General features: G+C 61.5%; 24 protein-coding genes, 1 pseudogene and 1 riboswitch. Of the genes and pseudogenes, 9 read left to right on the top strand and 16 right to left on the bottom strand.

Features of this window, described 5'->3' with window-relative positions; translation table 11 throughout:
- Position 1 precedes the first annotated feature (1 nt).
- Genes ACWTU7_RS18185 through ACWTU7_RS18195 form a run of 3 tightly spaced genes read right to left on the bottom strand, consistent with a single transcriptional unit; the run spans position 2 to position 2,684 of the window.
- Complete coding sequence (locus ACWTU7_RS18185) at positions 2-853, bottom strand: ABC transporter permease (RefSeq protein ID WP_455839424.1); 852 nt, start codon at positions 851-853, stop codon at positions 2-4.
- Complete coding sequence (locus ACWTU7_RS18190) at positions 840-1,670, bottom strand: ABC transporter ATP-binding protein (protein WP_127212291.1); 831 nt, start codon at positions 1,668-1,670, stop codon at positions 840-842. The genes ACWTU7_RS18185 and ACWTU7_RS18190 overlap by 14 nt, the downstream gene beginning before the upstream one ends.
- Before the next feature lie 9 nt (positions 1,671-1,679).
- Entirely contained in the window at positions 1,680-2,684 is a 1,005-nt protein-coding gene (locus ACWTU7_RS18195; RefSeq protein ID WP_127212292.1) for an ABC transporter substrate-binding protein, read from the bottom strand.
- A gap of 252 nt (positions 2,685-2,936) precedes the next feature.
- Between ACWTU7_RS18195 and ACWTU7_RS18200 the strand changes: the two genes are divergently transcribed.
- Together ACWTU7_RS18200 and ACWTU7_RS18205 are read left to right on the top strand one after the other, a co-directional pair.
- Positions 2,937-3,320: a RidA family protein gene (locus ACWTU7_RS18200; protein WP_455839425.1), complete on the top strand. Its 384-nt coding sequence runs from the start codon at positions 2,937-2,939 to the stop codon at positions 3,318-3,320.
- Between the two features lie 122 nt (positions 3,321-3,442).
- Positions 3,443-4,246, top strand: a complete 804-nt coding sequence (locus ACWTU7_RS18205) for a creatininase family protein (protein WP_455839426.1) — start codon at positions 3,443-3,445, stop codon at positions 4,244-4,246.
- Positions 4,247-4,426: 180 nt separating this feature from the next.
- On the opposite strand, the gene ACWTU7_RS18210 is transcribed toward ACWTU7_RS18205, so the two are convergent.
- Positions 4,427-4,936 (bottom strand): tyrosine phosphatase family protein, encoded by a 510-nt coding sequence (locus ACWTU7_RS18210; RefSeq protein WP_455839427.1) that lies wholly within the window; start codon positions 4,934-4,936, stop codon positions 4,427-4,429.
- Positions 4,933-5,988, bottom strand: coding sequence for a threonine-phosphate decarboxylase CobD (gene cobD / locus ACWTU7_RS18215; RefSeq protein ID WP_287118374.1), 1,056 nt, complete (start codon positions 5,986-5,988; stop codon positions 4,933-4,935). Before cobD ends, ACWTU7_RS18210 begins: the two co-directional genes overlap by 4 nt.
- Here cobD and cbiB point away from each other — a divergent pair.
- On the top strand, positions 5,987-6,955 hold the full coding sequence (gene cbiB / locus ACWTU7_RS18220) for an adenosylcobinamide-phosphate synthase CbiB (protein WP_455839428.1): 969 nt from the start codon (positions 5,987-5,989) through the stop codon (positions 6,953-6,955). The genes cobD and cbiB overlap by 2 nt on opposite strands.
- A gap of 129 nt (positions 6,956-7,084) precedes the next feature.
- Here the strand turns inward: cbiB and ACWTU7_RS18225 are convergent, their stop codons facing one another.
- Genes ACWTU7_RS18225 through ACWTU7_RS18245 form a run of 5 tightly spaced genes read right to left on the bottom strand, consistent with a single transcriptional unit; the run spans position 7,085 to position 9,428 of the window.
- Positions 7,085-7,297, bottom strand: coding sequence for a hypothetical protein (locus ACWTU7_RS18225; RefSeq protein WP_455839429.1), 213 nt, complete (start codon positions 7,295-7,297; stop codon positions 7,085-7,087).
- Positions 7,298-7,323: 26 nt separating this feature from the next.
- A complete protein-coding gene (cobO, locus tag ACWTU7_RS18230; RefSeq protein WP_455839430.1) occupies positions 7,324-7,941 on the bottom strand; it encodes a cob(I)yrinic acid a,c-diamide adenosyltransferase in 618 nt (205 codons plus the stop codon).
- A 1-nt stretch (position 7,942) separates the two neighbouring features.
- The gene (gene cobU / locus ACWTU7_RS18235; RefSeq protein ID WP_287091635.1) at positions 7,943-8,464 is read right to left on the bottom strand and encodes a bifunctional adenosylcobinamide kinase/adenosylcobinamide-phosphate guanylyltransferase; all 522 of its coding nucleotides are present in this window, start codon (positions 8,462-8,464) and stop codon (positions 7,943-7,945) included.
- A complete protein-coding gene (locus ACWTU7_RS18240; protein ID WP_455839431.1) occupies positions 8,457-9,233 on the bottom strand; it encodes a CbtA family protein in 777 nt (258 codons plus the stop codon). The genes cobU and ACWTU7_RS18240 overlap by 8 nt, the downstream gene beginning before the upstream one ends.
- A 15-nt stretch (positions 9,234-9,248) precedes the next feature.
- Complete coding sequence (locus ACWTU7_RS18245; protein WP_029352005.1) at positions 9,249-9,428, bottom strand: CbtB domain-containing protein; 180 nt, start codon at positions 9,426-9,428, stop codon at positions 9,249-9,251.
- Positions 9,429-9,465: 37 nt separating this feature from the next.
- Positions 9,466-9,668, bottom strand: a riboswitch (cobalamin riboswitch).
- A gap of 230 nt (positions 9,669-9,898) precedes the next feature.
- Between ACWTU7_RS18245 and ACWTU7_RS18250 the strand changes: the two genes are divergently transcribed.
- Both ACWTU7_RS18250 and ACWTU7_RS18255 read left to right on the top strand, forming a co-directional pair.
- Positions 9,899-10,186, top strand: coding sequence for a hypothetical protein (locus ACWTU7_RS18250; RefSeq protein WP_455839432.1), 288 nt, complete (start codon positions 9,899-9,901; stop codon positions 10,184-10,186).
- 41 nt (positions 10,187-10,227) lie between these two features.
- Entirely contained in the window at positions 10,228-10,749 is a 522-nt protein-coding gene (locus ACWTU7_RS18255) for an SRPBCC family protein (RefSeq protein WP_455839433.1), read from the top strand.
- Here ACWTU7_RS18255 and ACWTU7_RS18260 read toward each other — a convergent pair.
- Positions 10,638-11,837 (bottom strand): MFS transporter, encoded by a 1,200-nt coding sequence (locus tag ACWTU7_RS18260; protein WP_455839434.1) that lies wholly within the window; start codon positions 11,835-11,837, stop codon positions 10,638-10,640. The genes ACWTU7_RS18255 and ACWTU7_RS18260 overlap by 112 nt on opposite strands.
- Before the next feature lie 358 nt (positions 11,838-12,195).
- On the opposite strand from ACWTU7_RS18260, the gene ACWTU7_RS18265 reads away from it, so the two are divergent.
- Positions 12,196-13,200: a heparan-alpha-glucosaminide N-acetyltransferase gene (locus tag ACWTU7_RS18265; protein ID WP_455839435.1), complete on the top strand. Its 1,005-nt coding sequence runs from the start codon at positions 12,196-12,198 to the stop codon at positions 13,198-13,200.
- Positions 13,197-13,688 (top strand): methyltransferase family protein, encoded by a 492-nt coding sequence (locus ACWTU7_RS18270; RefSeq protein ID WP_455839436.1) that lies wholly within the window; start codon positions 13,197-13,199, stop codon positions 13,686-13,688. Before ACWTU7_RS18265 ends, ACWTU7_RS18270 begins: the two co-directional genes overlap by 4 nt.
- A gap of 46 nt (positions 13,689-13,734) precedes the next feature.
- On the opposite strand, the gene ACWTU7_RS18275 is transcribed toward ACWTU7_RS18270, so the two are convergent.
- The 3 genes and pseudogenes from ACWTU7_RS18275 to ACWTU7_RS18285 all read right to left on the bottom strand — a co-directional run.
- A complete protein-coding gene (locus ACWTU7_RS18275) occupies positions 13,735-14,121 on the bottom strand; it encodes a MerR family transcriptional regulator (protein WP_023685221.1) in 387 nt (128 codons plus the stop codon).
- Between the two features lie 149 nt (positions 14,122-14,270).
- Entirely contained in the window at positions 14,271-15,689 is a 1,419-nt protein-coding gene (gene mgtE, locus ACWTU7_RS18280) for a magnesium transporter (RefSeq protein WP_455839437.1), read from the bottom strand.
- 231 nt (positions 15,690-15,920) lie between these two features.
- Positions 15,921-16,038, bottom strand: a pseudogene (locus ACWTU7_RS18285) (IS6 family transposase); the annotation flags it as partial.
- A 203-nt stretch (positions 16,039-16,241) separates the two neighbouring features.
- On the opposite strand from ACWTU7_RS18285, the gene ACWTU7_RS18290 reads away from it, so the two are divergent.
- Positions 16,242-17,579 (top strand): glycosyltransferase family 4 protein, encoded by a 1,338-nt coding sequence (locus tag ACWTU7_RS18290; protein WP_455839438.1) that lies wholly within the window; start codon positions 16,242-16,244, stop codon positions 17,577-17,579.
- Positions 17,576-18,349 (top strand): HAD-IIB family hydrolase, encoded by a 774-nt coding sequence (locus tag ACWTU7_RS18295; RefSeq protein ID WP_455839439.1) that lies wholly within the window; start codon positions 17,576-17,578, stop codon positions 18,347-18,349. Before ACWTU7_RS18290 ends, ACWTU7_RS18295 begins: the two co-directional genes overlap by 4 nt.
- Before the next feature lie 22 nt (positions 18,350-18,371).
- Here ACWTU7_RS18295 and ACWTU7_RS18300 read toward each other — a convergent pair whose 3' ends face one another.
- Positions 18,372-20,093 (bottom strand): GH32 C-terminal domain-containing protein, encoded by a 1,722-nt coding sequence (locus ACWTU7_RS18300; RefSeq protein ID WP_455839440.1) that lies wholly within the window; start codon positions 20,091-20,093, stop codon positions 18,372-18,374.
- 250 nt (positions 20,094-20,343) lie between these two features.
- Positions 20,344-21,312, bottom strand: a complete 969-nt coding sequence (locus ACWTU7_RS18305; RefSeq protein WP_455839441.1) for a phosphatase PAP2 family protein — start codon at positions 21,310-21,312, stop codon at positions 20,344-20,346.
- Positions 21,313-21,469: the final 157 nt, after the last annotated feature.

The raw sequence follows: 21,469 nt of genomic DNA on the forward strand, positions 1-21,469 counted from the left end.
TTCATCGCTCCTGCTTCAGCGCGCTTTCATGCCAGCGCCGCAAAATGAGATGCGAGATCAGCGACAGCACCAGGAAGATCAGAATGCCGGTGAACGAGATCAGGATCAGGGCCGCAAACAGCCGCGGGGCGTTAAGCCGGTAACCGGCCTCGATGATGCGAGAGGCAAGCCCCGACGACTGGCCGGTTGCCCCGGCGACGAACTCGGCCACCACCGCGCCGATCAGCGACAGGCCGCCGGCGATCTTCAGCCCGCCGAGAAAATACGGCATCGCTGCCGGCAGCCTGAGATAACGCAATTGCTGCCAGCGGGTCGCGCCGTTAAGCCTAAACATGTCGCGCAGATTGCGGTCGACGGAATTGAGGCCGAGCGTGGTGTTGGACAGGATCGGAAAGAAGGCGACAATCCAGGCACACAGCAGAAGCTTCGTCGTCTGGTTGTCGACGTAGATGTTGATCAATGGGAAGATCGCGACGATCGGCGTCACCTGCAGGACGATGGCGAACGGGAAGAACGACATCTCCACCCATTTCGATTGTGCGAACAGGACCGCCAACCCAACACCGCCGACGATGGCCAGAAGCAGGCTGAGGAAGGTGATCTTGAGCGTCACCAGCAGCGAGGAAAACAGCAGCCCGGCATCGTCAAACAGCGTTTGCAGCACCACACCGGGGCGCGGCAGGATATATTTCGGGATGTCGTTCCAGACGCAGATGCGGTCCCACAGCCAGATGGCCAGAATCATGATCGCCAGCGGCAGCACCCATCGGCCGATGTGCTCGAGCCGCTCCTGGCGCACGCGACGCGCCTCCTCGGGATCGAGCCTCAGCACGTGTTCTTCAATGGCCGTCATGGTGCGGTCCGGCAGTTGAGTTGATGGCGCCGATCAGCACATCGGACGCCTGACGGCAAAGCGCGGCATAGGCGGGCGAAGTACGGAAGGCTTCATTGCGCGGATAGGGCGCATCGATGACGAGTTCTTTGAACACCCGGCCCGGTCGCGCCGCCATGACGACGACGCGGCTGGAGAGGAAAACGCTTTCGAAGACGCTGTGGGTCACGAAGACGACGGTAAAATGCTCGTCCTGCCATAGCTCCAGAAGATCGTTGTTGAGCTTGAAGCGGGTGATCTCGTCGAGCGCTGCGAACGGCTCGTCCATTAAAAGCACGCGCGGCTTGGTCACCATGGCGCGGGCGATCGAGACGCGCATCTTCATGCCGCCGGACAGCTCGCGCGGCACGGCATGCTCGAAGCCGGTCAGGTGGACCCGCGCCAGCATCTCCATGACGACAGGCGCAGCCTTGGCCCGCGACACGCCCTTCAGCCGTAGCGGCAGCCAGACATTGTCGAAGACATCGGCCCAGGGCAGCAGCGTCGGCTCCTGGAAGACGAAGCTGATATTCGAGCGGTCGACAGAGCTGCTGCCGCGCCAGTCGAGCACGCCGGAGGTCGGCGTCGCAAGACCCGCAATGAGGCGCAAGGCCGTCGACTTGCCGCAGCCGGACGGGCCGAGAAGGCTGAGAAAGTCGCCTTCCCGGATCGTCAGGTCGACATCGCTGAGCGCTGTCACGCCGTTGGAAAAGACCTTGCCGACGCCACGCAGCGCCAGCAGCATCGGACCTTTGCCCGATGCGCTTGCCGGCGCTTGCGGCACTTTCTCCTGCATCATGCCTGGGTGCTATTTCTTCAGGTCGATCCCGACGCCCTTGTTAACGAAGGCCAGCGTGTAGGACTTCTTGATGTCGACGCCGGCCGGCACGACCTTGGCCTTGACCATCTTGTCGTAGAAGCTTTCGATGCGCGCGTCAGTCATCGCACCGATGCCGAGTTTTTCCGTGTCGCCGGAATCGACGATGCCGAATTTCTTCATCTGCTCGATCGAAAACGCGATCTGCTCGTCGCTGATGTCGGGGTTATCCTTCTTGATCGCCGCGTTGGCGGCAGCGTTGTCGCCGTAGAGATAATTGTACCAACCCTTGGCCGAGCCATCGACGAAGCACTGAACCACCTCCGGCCGCTTGTCGATCGTGGCCTGCATGGTCTCGATCGTCGTCGCATAGGTGTCGAAGCCGTAGTCGGCGAGCAGGAACAGATTGGGCTGGAAGCCGCCTTCCTTGGCGACGGCGAAGGGCTCCGAGGTCACGTAACCCTGCTGGATCGACTTCGGATTGGCGATGAAAGGTGCGGGGTTGAACGTATAGGGCACGCGCTTGGCCGGATCGAAGCCGAACTCCGTGATCATCCATTGGAAGAAGCTCTGTGCACCTTCGTCGCCAATAATGTACTGGTCCGCGTTCTTCAAATCCTCCCATTTGTCGAGGCCCTGACCCGGATGGCTCATGATCACCTGCGGCTCTTTCTGGAATGAGGCGGCGACCACGCGCAGCGGAATGTCCTGCTGAACGGCGTCGAAGGCCTGCAGCATGTTGCCGCCCATATAGAAGTCGATCTTGCCGGCGAGCAACAGCGGCCGACCGCTGACCTGCGGGCCACCTTGCATGATCGTCACGTCGAGCCCGCAAGCCGCATAGGTGCCATCAGCGGCCGCCTGATAATAGCCACCGTGCTCGGCCTGGGCGAGCCAGTTGGTGCCGAAGGTGACCTTCTCGTTCGCTGCCGCGCTTAGCGTGCTTGCGGCAAGCAGCACGATCGCGCCCACCGAAATCTTAAGTTTTCCGTCCATCCACACCACCCTCTGTTGGCTCCGGCGCGCCACGCACCGGCTCGACACCATCGACTCAAGAAGCAAGACACATGCCATCACCGAGGCCGCCCGCCTGCGCAACGGTGGTGCACGAAGGCCGGACGGTCATGCTGTACCGGGGGCATCGTGCCTATTTTTTGAACGCCTGTCCACAATCGCCCTGATAGTATGCACTGCATCTTGAATGGGCCGCCAATCCGGCTTTAGGCTGACATCAGATTGGAGATTTTCATGTTCAAATTCCTGGCGCCGAAGTCGATCAAGCCGCCCTTCGCCCGCTACAGTCATGGCATCGAGGTGCCTCCCGGCAAGAGGCTGGTGCTGTGTTCGGGCCAGGTCGCCATCGCTCCGGACGATCAGATCCCGGAGGATGCCGGCGCACAGGCCGAACTCTGTTTTCAGAACATCGCGGCGATTCTTGGCGAGGCCGGGCTTGGACTTTCCGACATCGTCCGCATCAACACCTATGTCACCGACCGCGCCTTCCTGCTGCCCTATATGGACGTTCGCGATCGGCTGTTCGCCAGCCCGGCGCCGGCTTCGACGCTGATGATCGTGTCCGGTTTCGCGCGGCCGGAATTCAAGGTCGAGATCGAGGTCATCGCGGCAGGGTGATCGACAGGCGATCCTTCCCGCGCTAGGTCTGGCCGTGCATCGAAGAGGCCAGTCTATCGAAAAGGCCAGTTTATCGAAAAGGCCAGTTTATCGAAAAGGCCAGTTTATCGAAAAGGCATGACATGACCGCTGCAAACAGACGCGTGTGGTGGGGCGATTACCGGACCACCGAATACGCCACGATCGATCCGGAAGCGACGATCGCCGTTCTGCCGGTGGCGGCGATCGAACAGCACGGCCCGCATCTGCCGGTTTCGACCGACACCTCGATCATGACCGGCATGCTCGACACGGTGATCGCCCGCCTGCCCGCCGATCTCGACATCCGCATCCTGCCCGTCCAGGCGGTGGGTAAGTCGAACGAGCACCTGCATGCACCGGGAACCCTCACTCTGCCGGCGCCGATCTTGATCGAGGCGTGGACCGAGCTTGGCCTGTCGATCGCGCGGGCCGGGCTAAGGAAATTGATCGTCGTCAACTCGCATGGCGGGAACGAAGAGATCATGGGCATCATCACCCGCGAATTGCGCGTGCGTGCAAAGATGCTGGCGGTGAAGACGAGCTGGCAGCGCTTTGGCCGGCCGGCCGGCATGTATACCGAGCTTGAGGATCGCCACGGCATCCATGGCGGCGATGTCGAGACCTCGCTGATGCTGCATTTCCGGCCGGATCTGGTCGACATGGCAAAGGCCGACAATTTCGTGTCCAACGTCGCCCGCGCCGAAAAGGAATTTTCACTGCTGCGCCACACCGGAACGCACGCCTTCGCCTGGATCGCCACCGATCTCAACCCGAACGGCGTGGTCGGCGACGCCAGCATTGCAACGGCCGAAAAGGGCAGGCTTACCGCCAACCATCAGGCGGACGGCTTCATCAGCCTGTTGAAGGATGTGCGCAAGGCGAAGCTGGCCGACTGGCTGGCATAGTCAGGCCATGGTCCCGAACCGAAGGTCAGCGCAGCAAACAGCGGAAACCGAGTTTCGGAAAAGATCTTGGTCAAACTCTAAAGCGCGTCGCGTCTGAACGGATTTATGCGACGCGCTTTAAGCTCTTGTTTTTATACGTGTCGTAATCCCAAAACCGCTGCGCACTTTTGGGCGACAGCATTAGACGTCGATCTTCAACTCAAAAGGCGTGCCTTCGAAGGCGTCCGCGCCGCGCCCGATCGCCTGGATCGCGCCGATCATGCGGCCGTTGCGATCGAGCAGCGTATCGGCGACCGCGATCAGCCGCGGGTTAGGTGTCGCCGTCGGCGACAACGCGCGCAGCGTCTCAGCCAATTCGACCTCGCAGCGCTTCGGCGCCAATGCCGCCGCGATGATGTAAGCCGAGGCGGTCGAACGGCTGATGCCGGCATAGCAATGCACGACCAGCGGCCTTGCACGATCCCATCGGCGCGCGAAATCGAGAAGATCGCGGACATGGATTTCGCCCGGCATGGTCATGCCCTCTTGCGCCACCGCAATGTCATGCATGACCAGATGCAGATGGTTTTCCCGGGCGATCGACGCCGGCCGCGTCACCTCGGTACCGGCAGCCAGCAGGGAAAGCAGCCGCTCGGCGCCGGTTCTCGCGACCGTTTCTTCGACCTTCGATAGCGAACAGACATGGATCATTGCTTGACCTCCTTGGTGTTATCGTCGCGCTGTTGCGCCCAGTCGGCAAGAGCCGATTCGAGCCGCTGCCATTCCTCGTCAGGACCCGGCAGCCCGGCGCGCAGCACATGCGGCCGGCCGGAAAAATGCCGAAGCAGGATGCCGCGCTCGCCAAGCGCCGAAAACAGTCCGGCGGCGTCCGCCAACCCGATATAGCGGAACAGCGTGGTCCCGCCGGCGACTGAGACGCCGAAGCGGCCGAACAACGCATCGAGCCGTGCTGCATCCTCTGCCAGACGGCATCGCATCTCGGCCCGCCAGCCGCTGTCGGCAAGCGCGCGGATACCGTATTCGAGCGCTGGGCCGGCGACCGCCCATGGCCCGAACTGCGCCTCGAGCCGTTCGACCGTCAGCGCGTCGGCCAGTGCAAAGCCGAGCCGCAGGCCGGCGAGGCCAAAGAATTTGCCGAAGGAACGCAGCACGACAATGCCGCCTTGCTCGACATCGCCGGCCAGGCTTTCCGCGCGCGGCCCGACATCCATGAACGCCTCATCGACGACCAGCAACCCGCCTTTGGCGCGCAATTTTCCGGCAAGATCGAGCAGCTTCTTGCGTTCGATGATGCGCCCGTCCGGATTGTTGGGGTTGACGATGATGGCGAGATCGGCTCCTGCCAGGACCTCGAAATCATCGACCTCCGTCACAGCATGGCCGGCGATTGCCGCTGCCCGCTGATGTTCAGCATAGGTCGGCCCGAGCACCAGCGCCTTGCCGGGGCTCGCCAGCGAGGCGACGCGCGGCAACAGGATCTGCGTGCCCGGCGTCGCCACCACATTCGCTGCCGATGGCGCGCCATAAACGCTTGCCGCGACTTCGGCCAACTCGCGGACCCGCGCTGCTTCCGGCAATCTGGACAGGGCGGTGGCGGGCAGATCGAAAAACGGATAGGAGTGCGGATTGATACCGGTCGAGAGGTCGACGAAGGGCTGCGGCGCATGCGGAAAAAGCGCCCTCGCCCGGCCAAGGCTTCCGCCGTGATCCACCACTGTTGCCGCTCCATCAAGAGACTTCATGTCGATCCTGACCGCTTTCCTGTCACTGGTTGTTGAATTCGCCGTGGGTTACCCGGCCTGGCTGTTCGGCGCCATCGGCCATCCCGTCACCTGGTTCGGCAGGCTGATATCCTTTCTCGACCGCAGGCTCAACCGCGATACTGATTCCGACGCCCTGCGTCGCCGGCGCGGTGTTCATGCGCTGCTGATCATCGTGCTGGTGCCGGCCGCCATCGCCTTCGCCGTGGAAACCATGCTTTCGGGCCTTCCAGCCGGACTGGTCCTCACGGCAATCCTGGCGACGTCGCTGCTGTCGCAGAAGAGCCTGGCCGAGCATGTCGAGGCGGTGGCCGACGGACTGGACAATGGTGGACTCGACATTGGCCGTGCTGCCGTCTCAAGGATCGTCGGCCGCGATCCGGAAAAGCTCGACAGAGCCGGCGTCTGCCGCGCGGCGATCGAAAGCCTGGCCGAGAATTTTTCCGACGGCGTCGTTGCGCCCGTCATCTGGATCGGCGTCGGCGGGCTGGCCGGCGGCGTCGCCTACAAGGCCGCCAACACGGCCGATTCGATGATCGGCCACCGCACCCCGCGCCACGAGGCCTTCGGCAGGGCGGCAGCGCGCTTCGACGATCTGATCAACCTGCCGGCGTCGCGGCTGACCGCACTGCTCATCGTGGGTGCCTCTTTCTTCGTCAAAGGCGCCGATGCCGGCACCGCCTGGCGCACCGTGCAGCGCGACGCGACAAAGCACCGCTCGCCCAATGCCGGCTGGCCGGAGGCGGCGATGGCCGGCGCGCTCGGCCTGGCGCTCGCCGGCCCGCGTTCCTATGACGGCGTCATGGTCGACGATGCGTTCATGGGCGAAGGCGGCCACCGCGATGCCGAGAGCGCCGACATCAGGCGGGCGCTGAAACTCTATCGGGTCGCCGACTTTTTGCTGATCGCGCTGTTCGGCTTGCTGTCGGTGATCGTCATCGCTGCGTGACCCATCGGACGGGTCGGGAACTCAAGTCACCAAGTAACGCGGACTTCCCTTGCGCTTGAATCAGCCGCCTTGCCAAACCTTTTGATCGCATAGCCACCGACAGCTGCAGGAGAAGATTTCAATACTGGTTCAAATCACAACAAAGAGTCGCTCAGCATCTGGCCCGTACATATAGAGGATGCACTTGCCGTCGCCAAACTCATCGCCATCAAACTCACCGACCGAAGCATTGCCGACGACTTGCTCTAGCCGATCTTCCAGCGCGAGAATGGAAGCGCGTTCTTTCGACGTTCCAAACTGCCCGTCATTCAGAAGAAGATAGACGATTACCGCTTGTTCCAACAGACAGTTCTCCGGCTGAGAAGTAATCAGAACTCGATTCCTTGCTGTGCCTTCACGCCGGCGGAAAAGTGATGCTTGGTCACGCACATCTCGGTGACAAGATCGGCGGCATCGACCAGCGCCGGTCTGGCGTTGCGGCCGGTGGCGACGACATGCAGGTTTTCGCGGCGCCCTTTCAGCGCCGCCACCACTTTGTCGAGATCGAGATAATCGTAGCGCAGCGCGATGTTCAGCTCGTCGAGCACCAGAAGGCTGATCGATGGATCGGCCATCAGCTCGAGCGCCTTGGCCCAGGCCGCTTCGGCGGCGGCGATGTCGCGCTTCAGATCCTGCGTTTCCCAGGTGAAGCCCTCGCCCATTGTATGCCAGACGACCCGGTCGCCGAAGGCGGCAAAGGCGTCCTTCTCGCCGGTGTGCCATTTGCCCTTGATGAACTGGACGACGCCGACGCGCCTGCCGTAGCCGAGCATCCTCAGCGCCAGCCCGAAGGCGGCAGTGGTCTTGCCCTTGCCGGGCCCGGTGTTGACGATCAGCAGCCCCTTCTCGACCGTCTTTGCCGCGACCTCGGCGTCCTGCACCGCTTTGCGCTTGGCCATCTTGGCGCGATGGCGCTCCTCGTCCTTGGGATCGATAGTATCAGCCATGTCACTTCACCTTGAGCGGCAGTCCCACCACCATCAGCAGCACCGTATCGGACACTGCCGCGACTTGCTGGTTGAGCCGGCCGGCGGCATCGCGAAACCGGCGAGCCAACGCATTGTCCGGCACGATGCCCTGGCCGACCTCGTTGGAAACCACGAACCACGGCCCGCGCGGTCGTGACAGCACATCCGCCAGCCCTCGGCATTCGGCCTCAACGTCATGTTCGGCCAGCATATGGTTGGTCAGCCACAAAGTCAGGCAGTCGATCAGGACGGGCCGGCCGTCAGGCAGCGCCTCGATCGCGCCGACGAGATCGAGCGGCGCGTCGATGGTCGTCCAGCCCTCGCCGCGCCGCGACCGATGCAGCGCAATACGTTCGCGCATCTCGTCGTCATAGGCTTGCGCCGTGGCGATATAGGCCCACGGCGCCGGGCAGGCCGTCGCCAATTTTTCGGCATGCGCGCTCTTGCCGGAGCGTGCACCGCCGATGACCAGGGTCAGCGTCCCGGTAACGCGATCAGGCAAAGCTGTCGCGCAGGCCGGTCGCGGTGCCGGTCAAGCGGCCACGCACCACGCCGACGATGCCGCCGAGCACCAGCCAGAACACCAAATTGGTCAGCGTCACCGCCACCACGAACTGGTGATGCAGGCCTTCTGGGATCGGCGATTCGAAACTGTCGGGCTGCGGCGCGCCGACGATATGCGGCGCCACGATCAACGCTCCGGCGATCAGCGCCAGTGGCAACGACTTGCGGAAGGCAAGCAGGCCGAGACCCGCCGCGGTCGCCATCACGGTCGCCGTCCACCAGATCTGGCGCTGGGTGAGATCGGCCGCCGGCATCGCTGGCAATTCGGGCGGCAGGCCAAGGTTCGGAGCCAGCGTGAATACGGCAAAGCCGGCAAAGCCCCAGAACAGGCCCTGACGCCAATTGCCGATGCCGCCGGCGAACTCCGAAGCGGCGACCAAGATCAGCGCAAAGCCGATGCCGGTGACCACATTGGCAACGATATTGAAGGCGAAGCGCTCGAAGCCGTCGGCCGGCGTCCAGCCCTCCTCTTCCGGGGCGGCAGCTTCGGCCGGCGCTGGCGCCGCGCTGGTCATAGCATTCGTATCGCCGGCGTTCGCAGCCGGCGCCGCGGCATGGTCATGCGTGTGACCACCGCCGGCCTGTTCGTAGACTTCCGCTTTCAGAATGAGCGGCACCGTGGCATAGGCCTGCATGCAGGCGAGAACGACGCCTGCCACAAGCCCTGCGATCGCCGCGATGAACACGACGTTGCGAAACAGTGTCATGATGTCAGCCCCTCGTCAGTGGCAGGGGAACGCCATCGAATGGCGATAGTCGTGAGCGGCATTGTGGACCGCATCGATATGCGAGAAGCCGACAAAGCCCATCACGAAAATGCCGAGAAATGCAGCAAGCGCCAGCTGCACGAAGCGCGACTGCGAGGAGACGGAAGTGCCGAGCGAGACGGAAGCGGTATTCATGTCTTGTCCTTTCGCCCTCCACCCGAGGGCATAGAAGTCAGTTTTCCTGTCGCCGGCAGGTCTCCTGGCTCGCGGATCAACGCCCTTCCCCACCTTCCCGAAGAAACTCTTCAGTGGCATATGGAGAGGACTAACCGCACACAGTTGCGGGGGCAGCCACGGCATTGGGCCAACAATTCGCCCTCACCGCATTCCCTTTAGGGCGCCGTGCGTCCGAATGGACGCACAAGGACGCTCTAACACTTAGACTCTGCGCATGACCTTTCCGGAACCGATTCCGGTTTCGGGATCATGCGCGGCTCCAAACGGAACCGACGACAGCTGCGACTATAGGCAGAATCGTCGCGTCCGGCAAACCAAATTCCGCCAGCCACCAGCGCGAATGCGCCTCTCGACAGGCCAGCCAGCCCGGCGTCGCGATTGACAGTGTTCGCGACCGGGTGTCGGCTGGCGTATCACAGGAGCCGGTCATGCAGCCCAGCCCGAGCGAGCACGATCCCTATAACGGTTTGACGCGACTTGAACCGTCGCTGCCGTCATCGGCCTACTGGGACATTGAGGCCTATCAGCGCGATCTCGACGCCATCTGGTATCGTAGCTGGCTGCTCGTCTGCCGAGAGGCCGACCTTGCCCAGCCGCTGGCGTTCAGGACGTTCTGTGTCGGCACTGAGGAGATCGTCGCGGCTGGTGTCGATCTATGGCCGCGGCCTGATGGGTCGGGACGACGACCCCGAACGGACCCGTCACGCCGACAATGATGCGCCGGAGTTTCCGGTGGCCTGCGGGCCGGAGCCGTGACATGGTTGCGAGACGGGCGCGTCCACGGCCGGTCTTTCCCGACCTGACTTCAGCCGAGCGTTCCGCCGGGCAGACCTACGCCACCAACCTGCCGTCGATGTTCATCGTCGGCCATGTCGACTATGTCAGGACCGTGCGGCTGGTGCCGCTCGGCTCGGAGCAGACCGAACTGACCGCCGAATGGCTTTTTTCGTCCGAAGCGCTCGCCGATCCAACGGCTGATATCGACAACATCGTCGCTTTCGGCAGGCAGGTGCTGGAGGAGGACGCTGATATCTGCGAGATCAACCAGAAAGGCCTGCGCTCGATGCGCCACAAGGCCGGCATGCTGATGCCCGAGGAATATGAATTGCATCGCTTCCACAACTGGGTGCGCGAGCGGCATACAACGCTTTCACCAAATTCTGACGATCAAAGCGACTTCGGCAGATACCGCCAGGTCACAAAACCGCAGCCCGCCGCCAGCAGGCCGAGCGTGGCGAACACCGAGCCCAGCCCGAAAAACGCCAGCACCACCGAATAGACCAACGGCGGTGTCAGCTCGGAAAAGTCGAGATAGGTGCGATAGACTGCCGCCATCTCAGCCCTTTCATAGAACCGCACCGAGCGCATGAAGGCGGTCGAGCCCAACGCGTCGAGAGCGATGGCGAAGAGCGCGCCGCACAGCAGCAGGGCGCCGGTAAGAAACGGCACGGATTCGCCGACGGCGCCCGCCGCCAGCAGCATGGCCGACAGGGCGAAATAGGCTGATGTCATGGTTCGCCGGCCGCCGAAACGCTGCCCCACTCTGCCCCAGAAGATGGCCGTGAACAACAGCGCATTGCCCGCTGAGACCAGCAGACCGCCAGCGAGCTCGCCCTCGCCTGTGATCACCATGAACAAAGGCCCGTAGACGAAAAATGTCGTCCAGAAGCAGGAGCGGCCGAAGGCGATCAGCCAGGCCAGCCTGAGACGCGGCTGCGCGACGAAGCGGCCGATATTGGCGAGCGGATTGGCCGGCCGCGTCTTGCCAGGGCGGATCGACTGATTGTCGCCGAGCCGGTAGGTCCAGAACAGCCCCAACAGGGCCATGGCGAAGATGGCGACCGCGCCATGCGCGGCATAGATGCCAAACCGCGTGTAGAGGAAGATGCCGAGTGTCGGCCCGCTTGTCCAGGCGAGCATCGACCACGCCATGCGCAGCGATTCGGCCTGCATGAAATCGGTCTTGCGGATGTGGTCCATAATGTAGAGGCTGAGCGTGATGGACAACGCGCTGGCGCCCATCACGCGGCAAAGCATGCCCACCAGCTGCCCGGTGAGCGTGTGCGTGACGAAGAACAGCGAGCCGACGGCAAGCAGGCAGGCACCTGATGTGTAGACCCAGCGTCGGGCAAAGCGCCGGATGAGCATCGGCATGAACAGCGTCACCGACAGGCCGGCCAGCGCCACGACGGTGTAGAGGATCGAGACGATCTGCTCGTTGCGGAGGATTTCGTAGGCCTGGATCGGGATGACGCTCGACACGGTGGCGCGCGCGAAGGATTCGACCGCGTAGAGCGAGGCGAAGGTGCGCGCATCCGCCGGTCGCAAGGCCGGAAGCGCGATTGGATGGCGCACATGGGTAGCCATTGCTGTCCTCGAAGCAGAATCGCCCAAAGCAGGACGTGAGCGCCAAATCTGCCGTGGCCATCCCCAGGTCAGTAACAGGAAACCGACCCGTTCACGGCAAAAAGCGAACCGGCCAAAGGCTTTCCGGCGCTGGCCTACCGCATCGGCCCGAAATCGGAATCGATTCTCGGAACGCACGATGCGTAGATTCAAAAGCGTTAGAGCGTACTTTGTGCGTCCAAGTGGACGCACGTCGCTCTAATGCCGGCCTTGATGCGACGCCGGCGCGAACCGGAGCCGAGGCCGTGTGTGGCCGCCTTCTTTTGTCCGGGGCAATCGTGATAGTCGTCTTGCTCTGCTGAATCAGAATTGCGAGACCATGAGCATCGACACGCTGACCGTATCCGTTCAGGATCAACCGAAGCCGAAGCGCATCATCGCCATCGACGTCGCCCGCGGCGTCGCTTTGCTTGCCATGGCGAGTTACCATTTCACCTGGGATCTCGAATTCTTCGGCTACACCGATCCCGGCCTGACCGCCTTCGGCTGGTGGAAATTCTACGCGCGCTGCATCGCTTCGACCTTCCTGTTCCTGGTCGGCGTCAGTCTGTTCCTCGCCCATGGCAAACAGATCCGCTGGAACGGTTTCTGGAAACGCTTCGCCATGGTCGCTGGTGCGGCGCTCGCCATATCGGCTGCCACGAGGCTTGCCACGCCGGACAGTTTCATCTTCTTCGGTATCCTGCACGAGATCGCGCTCGCCAGCCTGCTCGGCCTGGCGTTTCTGCGGCTGCCGGCGCTGCTGACGCTTGTTGTCGCGGCTTTCGTCATCACCGCGCCGCTCTACCTCAGGTCCGAGATCTTCGACCATCCGGCCCTGTGGTGGGTCGGCCTGTCGGCAACCAATCCTCGCTCCAACGATTATGTGCCGCTGTTTCCATGGTTCGGCGCCGTGCTTGTGGGGATCGCGGCGGCAAAACTCGCCTTCGCTTCCGGCATGCTGACGCGGCTGGCGGGCCTGACGCCCGGCCGCTGGACAAATCCGCTGGTCTTTATCGGCCGGCACAGCCTCGCCTTCTATCTGATCCACCAGCCGGTGCTGATCGGCTCGGTCTGGCTGCTTTCGCAAGTGGTGCCGGCACCGGTCGAGACCAGGCAGGTCACCTTCCTGAAAGAATGCCAGACATCGTGCGAGCAATCGCGCGACACGGAGTTCTGCTCCAGCTATTGTGTGTGCATGCTCGATACACTCGAGGGCGAGGCCACGCTTGATCGGCTCTACCGCAACGACCAGGCTGCGGAATGGAAGGCACATCTTAACGAGCTCGCCGGCGCCTGCACTGCCAAAGCCGACAGCACTTTGATGGAGGGAGGAGCACAATGACCGACCATCAACAGAAACCGGGGCAACCTAAACCGGGGTTTATACCGTGGCCGCCGCTGATCTATGTCGCGGCCATCGCCGTCAGCATCGGGCTTGGCTTGCTCTACCCGCTGCCATGGATCGGCGGCCTGCTCGGCGACATCCTGTTCGCGGCCGGCTGGGTGGCATTGTTCGGCGTCGTCGCACTCTGGTTCACGGCGATGCGCACCATGATCCGGGCAAAGACGACGCTCCACCCAAACGCCGTGCCGGACCATCTGGTGACATCAGGCCCCTTTGCTGTCAGCCGCAACCCGATATATCTGGCCAACACGCTGCTGCTGATCGGCGTGGCCCTTGTCTCGGGGATCGTATGGTTCCTGCCGCTGGCGATCATCGCCGCCTTCGCAACGCAGAAAATGGCGATTGAGGGCGAGGAAAAAGTGCTGACGACGAAATTCGGCAAGAAATACCGGGACTACGCGAAAAAGGTGCGACGCTGGATTTGAGGCGTGCCGCAAGGTCTTTTCAGAGTAGAAATATCGAAAGGGCCGGTCAGGTGTTGACGCCGAGCTCCACCAATCGCTCGACGCAGGATTCCTCGGCCTGGTCGAGTTCGGCCAAGGTCTCTTCGAGGTCCCGGCGCTTCTGGCGCAGATCCTCGCGCTTTTCCTCAATGCGTTTGATCATCAGGTTGAGCTGACCGACCTCCCCGGGCGGCTCCTTATACATCTGGATGATTTCGCGGATTTCATTGATCGAAAAGCCGAGCCTCTTGCCGCGCATGATCTGGCGGATGAGGTGCCGGTCCGACGGGCGAAACAGCCGCGTACGGCCGCGACGTACCGGCTGCACCAGCCCCTCGTCCTCGTAGAAGCGCAGCGTCCGCGTCGAAACATCGAATTCGCGGGTCAGTTCGGTGATCGAATAATATTCCCGCATCGTCACTCCAAATGCCCAGCCGCGCTGCGAGTTCCAACCATGCGGCCTCGTTATCGTCCAGACGCGCGTCAGAATCGGCCGACAGGCACTTCCAAAATCTCGCATGGCATTTACGTAAAAGTCAATTGAAGGCATAACCGCACGTTCGCTCAGCGCACGCCGAACCACCATGTGGCGAGGCCGAGGAAGGCAAAGAAGCCGACGACGTCGGTGACCGTCGTGACGAAAACCGCCGAGGCCACGGCCGGGTCGATCTTGAACCGGTCGAGCAGCAGCGGGATCAGGATGCCGGCAAGTGCGGCGACGAACATGTTGATGATCATCGCCGCTGCGATGATGCCGCCCAAATTGGGATCGCGGAACCAGGCGGCCGCGACGATGCCGATCAGGATGGCGAAGATGATGCCGTTGATGAAGCCCACCCCCATCTCGCGGCGGATGATGCGGCCGGCATTGTAGATGTCGAGGTCCCTGGTTGCCAGCGCCCGCACCGTGACCGTCATGGTCTGCGAGCCCGCATTGCCGCCCATGCCCGCCACGATCGGCATCAGCACGGCCAGCGCCACGATGTGCTCGATCGTGCGGTCGAACAGGCCGATCACCGAGGCCGCCAGGAACGCCGTCAGCAGGTTGACGAGCAGCCACGGAACCCGCGAGCGCGAGGTCGAAAGAATGCTATCCGACAGTTCTTCATCGCCGACACCGCCCATGCGCAGCAGATCCTCCTCGGCTTCCTGCTGGATGACGTCGACCACGTCGTCGATGGTCAGCACGCCGACCAGCCGCTCGTTCTCGTCGACGACGGCGGCGGAGAGAAGGTCGTATTGTTCGAATTCGCGCGCCGCCTCTTCCTGGTCCATCGTGGCCGGAATGGCGTGCCTGGTCTCATGCATGACCTCTTCGACCTTGATCGAGCGCTTGGTGCGCAGGATCTGGTCGAGATCGATGGCGCCGAGCAGCTTGAAGCTCGGATCAATGACGAAGATCTGGCTGAAGCGGTCGGGAAGGTTGTTGTCCTCGCGCATGTAGTCGATGGTCTGGCCGATCGTCCAGAACGGCGGCACCGCGACGAACTCCGTCTGCATGCGGCGGCCGGCGGTCTCTTCGGGATAGTCGAGCGAGCGGCGCAGCCTGATCCGCTCGGTGAACGGCAGTTGCGATAGGATCTCGTCCTGGTCTTCCTTTTCGAGATCCTCGAGAATGTAGACCGCGTCGTCGGAATCGAGATCCTGCACCCCCTGGGCAATCTGCGCGTTGGGCAGGCTGTCGACGATGTCGCGGCGGATCGCCTCGTCGACCTCGGTCAGCGCGGAAAAGTCGAAATCGACGCCCAACAAGTCGACCAGCGCGCGGCGCTGTTCGGGATGAAGCGCCTCGAGCAGATCGCCAAGTTCCGATTGGTGCAGGTGGTCGACTTCACGTTTCAGCGTCAGCGTGTCGCGATCGGCAATCGCTGCACCGATCGCGGCAAGGAACGAAGACAGAATGGCGCCGTCCTCGCCATAAATGTCGGCGTGGCTGTCCTCAGCGGCCCTGGCGCCGGTCGTCTGTTCGTCCTGGCCTTTCACCAGCGCCTCCCGCCATCAGAATTCCGGAAAAGGTGCCTGTCAGGTCTAGAGCATTGGACCCAGAAGTGGAAACCGGTTTTGGGAAAATCCGATGCTCAAACACAAAGATAGAGCGGCGGCACGATTTGACCTGAGGCTCCGCAGCTCTATTGCGCAATGCGCGGGAATATCAAACGAAATCCACCCTTCCTCACCGGGGAGCGAAGCCACGCGCAACCGGATTGAGGGACGGACGTTGATGCCGCACTCGGCCATCTCCTCAGGGAGGCGTAGGCTCAGCTCCTGAGGCCAGAGACCAACGGGCGCAAAGGATGACAGACCGATCGAAATGGCGGCCTTTGGACACCATAAATCCTCGAACAACCGTCTAACGCTGTTTAAGGCCACTCGGTGACCGAAACATGCAACAGAGCCGGTTTGCCTTACCATCACGTCAATTGCGCTGACCTGAGCGCGTGCTTGGAATTTGCGGATGGGTGGTGGAATCCCTATAGTTGTGAATTGGCGCACGCTTTCGACTGCGGGCGGGCAGAATCGTAGAGAAGGATACAGATGCCGGACGTCAACTCGGATGCGGCGACACCTCGAATTGCACTCATTTCAACCCACGGCTACGTAGCTGCCAACCCACCACTCGGCGCGGCCGATACCGGCGGACAGGTGGTCTACGTCCTGGAACTTGCCAAAAAGCTGGCCCAATTGGGCTATGCCGTCGATATCTGGACGCGGCGATTTGAAGACCAGCCCCCTATCGATGAAGTGGCAGACGGGGTTCGTGTCCTGCGTGTCGCCTGCGGCGGACCCGATTTTATTCCGAAGGAATACCTCCACCGCCACCTTCTCGAGTGGTGTGAAAACGCGTTGCGCCTGATTCGCAGGGAAAACCTCTCCTACGACTTCATCAACAGTCACTACTGGGATGCGGGCGTGGCGGGGCAGCGACTGTCGGAAGCTCTTAATATCCCGCACATCCATACGCCGCATTCGCTCGGCATATGGAAGCAGCGCCAGATGAAGACGGATTACCCGGACAAGGCCGATACATTCGAGGCCGAGTTCAATTTCACCGAGCGCATAAAGCACGAGACCATCATCTATCGAAGCTGTGCCATGGTGATTGCAACAACGCCGCCGCAGTTGGATATGCTGGTCGAGGACTACAGTCTCGAGCGCGACCGCGTGCACATGATCCCGCCCGGTTACGACGACAACCGGTTCTTCCCCGTCAGCGAGGCGTCTCGCCGGCTGATCCGCCATCGGCTCGGCTTCGAAGGGCGAACGATCCTGGCGCTCGGCCGGCTCGCCACCAACAAGGGCTACGACCTGCTGATCGATGCGTTTTCCGTGGTGGCGCCGCGTGTGCCGGATGCGGTCCTGAGACTTGCTGTCGGCGGCGAGAACATGGACGAGCAGGAACAGAGGATCCTGAACCAGCTCAAGGAACAGGTTGAACAGCTAGGCTTGCAGGATCGTGTCGTCTTCTCCGGATATGTTGCCGACGAGGATCTGGCCGACACGTATCGGGCGGCGGACATGTTCGTCCTGTCGAGCCGCTACGAGCCGTTCGGCATGACCGCGATCGAGGCAATGGCCTGCGGAACGCCCACCGTGGTTACAATCCATGGCGGCCTCTATCGCGGGATCAGCTATGGCCGGCACGCGCTGTTCGGTGATCCGTTCGACAAGGAAGATCTCGGCATCACGATCGTCAAGCCTATGAAGCACCAGCGCCTCTACGGCCGACTGGGTCGCATGGGCGCGCACAAGGCGCGCAGCCTGTTCACCTGGACAGGTATCGCGCAGCAGCTTGTCAGCCTTGTCGAAGGACGTCCGGTGCTGAAGGCGGTCGACGACCATGATTGGGATGAGCCGTGGAACGACGGCGATTGAAACCGATCGCGCTTCTATCGAGTGACCTCGACGGGACTCTGGCAGGCGACGCGCCGGCGACATCACGCTTCCGTTCCAAATGGGAAGCGCTAGACCCCGAGCACCGGCCGGTTCTCGTCTACAACAGCGGTCGTCTGGCCGACGATATTTTGAACTTCGTCGACGAAGTCGGCCTGCCAGCGCCGGACTACGTGATCGGCGGTGTCGGCACAATGCTCGCCGGTCCGCGGCACACCTCGCGTCTCGCACACTTTACTGATCTGGGGCACTTTACCCAGAGGTTTTCGGAAGGCTGGTCTCTTGAGAAAGTGGATGCGGTGCTCGGATCGCTCGAAGACACCGTTCGCCAACCCGACGGCTATCAACACGCCTTCAAATCGAGTTGGTACCTGCACGAAGCAAGTCCGGAAGCCCTTGCCAGCATCGAGCGCGCTCTGGCCGAGGCCGGCCTGTCAGTGACCATGATCTATTCCAGCGAACGCGATCTCGATATCCTGCCGCGTTCGGCAGACAAGGGCCAGGCGCTGGCCTGGCTCTGCAATGAACTCAGCATCGGCCTGGATGAGGTGGTGGTCGCCGGCGACACCAACAACGATCGCAGTATGTTCGACCTGCCGGGTGCGCGCGGGATTGTCGTCGCCAATGCCCTACCCGAACTGCTTGACATGGCTCGGGACAACCCGCTGATTTACAGCGCGAAAGAACAGTTTGCCTTTGGCGTCGTCGAAGGCCTCGTTCATTGGTCGGTGTTTGACGACGCCCGATCCTAAACTGGAAATATTGATCTCCTTGTCACGGTTTGAGCCCCCATACCGTCGCGTGTAGAACTGCGCCCGTTTCGGCGATGAGACGTGCCGATTGTACCGGCTCAAAACCGCTGATCCGCTTCGTGCCAGCCCAACGACCGTGATCCGCGAAGACCTCGATCGATCCGTAGTCGAGGAATATCCGCAGCCGTCTTGGACGGGCTCCCTTGGCGATATAGTGAGGAGACTGAGCTGCGCCCCCGTCTTCATGACAAATGGCAAGTCCCTCGTCGTCGACGACAACCTCGAGGCGAACAGTTGGATGATGGAGCTTCAGGCGGAAATGGGCACCCGGCTTTTCCAACTCGAACAAGATTTCGACGGAGCCGTTGATAAAGCTTACCTGCTCTCCGGCTGCAAGGCGCGTTCGGTCCAGAATATGGCTCCGCAGGCTCTCGGCTGCTCCGATGGGCGGGGTATGCAACTCGCCTGCAGACAAATGGATGTTGCGAGGCAACGTCATGGCTGTGGGGAAATCGATCGCCGGTCCGGTATCGGCCCAGTTGGCAAGCCATCCAATACCGACAATGGCATCACCGTCGACGAAGGCTTGGAAGGCGTAGTTATCCGTCCCGAAGTCCAGTTCCTGTTCGAATTCCTTGGAAAAGGTCTGACCATCGAACCAGCCGACAATGGCCATTGTCAGATTCTTGCGCCGGGTGGACTGGTCCTCACTATTCATCAGGCCGAGAATTAGAACCCAGCGCGTCGCGGGATCGGTCGCAGGCCCGTCGAGCGGCAGCAGACAGGGACATTCGATCGCCGTCGTCCGATAGTGTTTCTCGACCAGAAGCTTGCCGATATATGTCCAGCCGGTGGCGGCCGTATGGTCGTGGGTTTCGTAGAGCAGGACAACGCCGCCCTCATCGCTCTGGCTGCCCAGCAGCATTTTCCAACGGCCATCCGGTCCCTTGAAGACGTATGGGTCACGAAAATCGGTGGTCAATCCCTCGTCAAGGGGGCGGTAGGGCAGGATGACGTCGGCATTTCCCGCCGTAATGAGGTCGCTGGAAGTGGCAGTGAGCTGGATCTGCTGTTCCGGGATACGGTCCTGTACCTGCTCGGTGAAAAAGACGCGAATACCCGGGCCATCGGCAAGCGGGATGGCTGAGCCGGAATACGCACCGCCCCGTTTGTCGGGCCTTGCGGTAAGATCTTCCGACGGGAACAGGAAGATGGGCATGTGACGCCATCGCAGATAGTCGGAAGATACGGCGTGCCCCCAGTGCATCGTGTTCCACCGAAGCCCATGGGAATAATGCTGGTAGAAGAGATGTGGGCGACCTCCAAACCGGCCGAATCCGTTTGGATCGTTCATCCAGCCGAACGGCGGGCGAAAATGATAGCTGTCAGGAATGTTCGGCGGGGCATTTCCCGGATTGGTGTGGATAACTGTAATGCCTGTCTCCAGCACGTCGGCCAATGCGAACCAGTAGGCGACCGATACCGAGGTCTGATCCGTGTCGTAGTCGAGTTCGACACTGCCACCGCCGAAGACGTGAAAAATTCTGAATTCATACTCTTCGGCGTTCGTAACGCTCACCTCGCCGAACTTGCCACGGACATTGGAAAAAGACAGCGAGCCCGGAACGTCCGGCTTGGCCGCCTTAAGCCAGATATGGAACGTGGCGTTGACTGGCAGGTCGGCATGCAGGCTTCGAATGGCGTTCCCACCCGCAATCCTTACCTTGACCTGGCTGTCACTCATGAAGCTGGCTCCGTTCCGTGCGGCGTTCCCGGACAGATAGGGGATCAAACCCGGTTTTCGACCTGGAAATGCGCTGCAGAAGGTTAAAGCTGGATCTTCACTCTAGCAAAGCCATTCCCGGGATCGGCCAAGACCTTCTCTTTTCCATGATTTGACCTCGCCGTCGCTGTGGGGCGTCTGCAATTGCTGGCGCGGCCAATAAATTAACCAGCGCTGTTGCCCCTGGCTGACATTGTCAGGCGTCGCACATCTAACCTTCTATGGGTTGGCGTATCGCAAGCTGTGTCTCAATTTGCGCTGGCTGGCGTCCGGTTACCCACCAGATCACCGACACCACAATAATGGAGACGTAGCCGTCAACAGCATAGTGCCATCCGGTATATACCGAACCGTACATTATCAGGGCTGCGAATATCCAACCGAGAATACCGAGCCAGATATTGAGGGAAGAAAGCAGATAGGCATTCAGTGTGGCAAAGGCGACGTGCATGCTTGGCATGGCCGAGATGCCGCCGCCAAGGTCTGGCCGGCCGCTCTGGTAAGCCGTCAGAAGATATGCGGCGGGCTCCCGCACCATGTGGCTATAGTCGAGACCGTCCATGGCGACCTTGAGTCCGCTGAAGCGGTCCTCGCCAACAAACTGGTGGTAGTAGATCGGCCCGACCGACGCCAGCGCCGAGGCCAAGATGGTGCCGAGGATGCCTAACGTCAGCGCTGCTGCCCAGAGGTAGCGGATGCGGCCAATCTTGTCCGACCAGAGAGACACGAAAAGCATGGTGCCGAACCATTGGAAAAACCAAATCACCTCATAGCTGTTGAAGACGACGATCGACCACGTATTGCTGTCGAGCCTGTGCGTGAGTTCCCACGGCGCAGTCCCGTGCAGCCATTCATCCAGATCGGCTAACCAGTTGTCCGCATAGAATGGAACGACGGACGGGATGGCCATCTTGTAGGTAGAGTACGCGGTCAAGCTCGCGAAGAAGAACAGCAGAACCAGTAAACAGGCACGCCAGCGCCCTCGAACCAAATCTACGACGTAGCGAGTTGGCTCTGCTCGGCCGTAAATAAGCGCAGCAGAACAGACCCCACTGATAAACAAGACCGGAATACCGACGGTGAATTTCTGAGCATAAACCAGAATTAGGTGGAAGAAAGACTGCGGACTTAGTGCAGACGCGCCTGCCACGTAAGTTGCCATAAACAAGGCAAGGCGCAACGACCATCTTGTCGATGGACTGTAGTCCCTTACCCCTATAGTTAATGACATACTAATTTACCGAGATGCAAATATGCCATCGATGGCATTATCAATGTGATAGCGAAGTAAGCTTACCATGCGGTTACTTCGCGCCCCGCCCGTCCGGACCAACTGC

The organism is Mesorhizobium sp. BHscii (genome assembly GCF_053848065.1).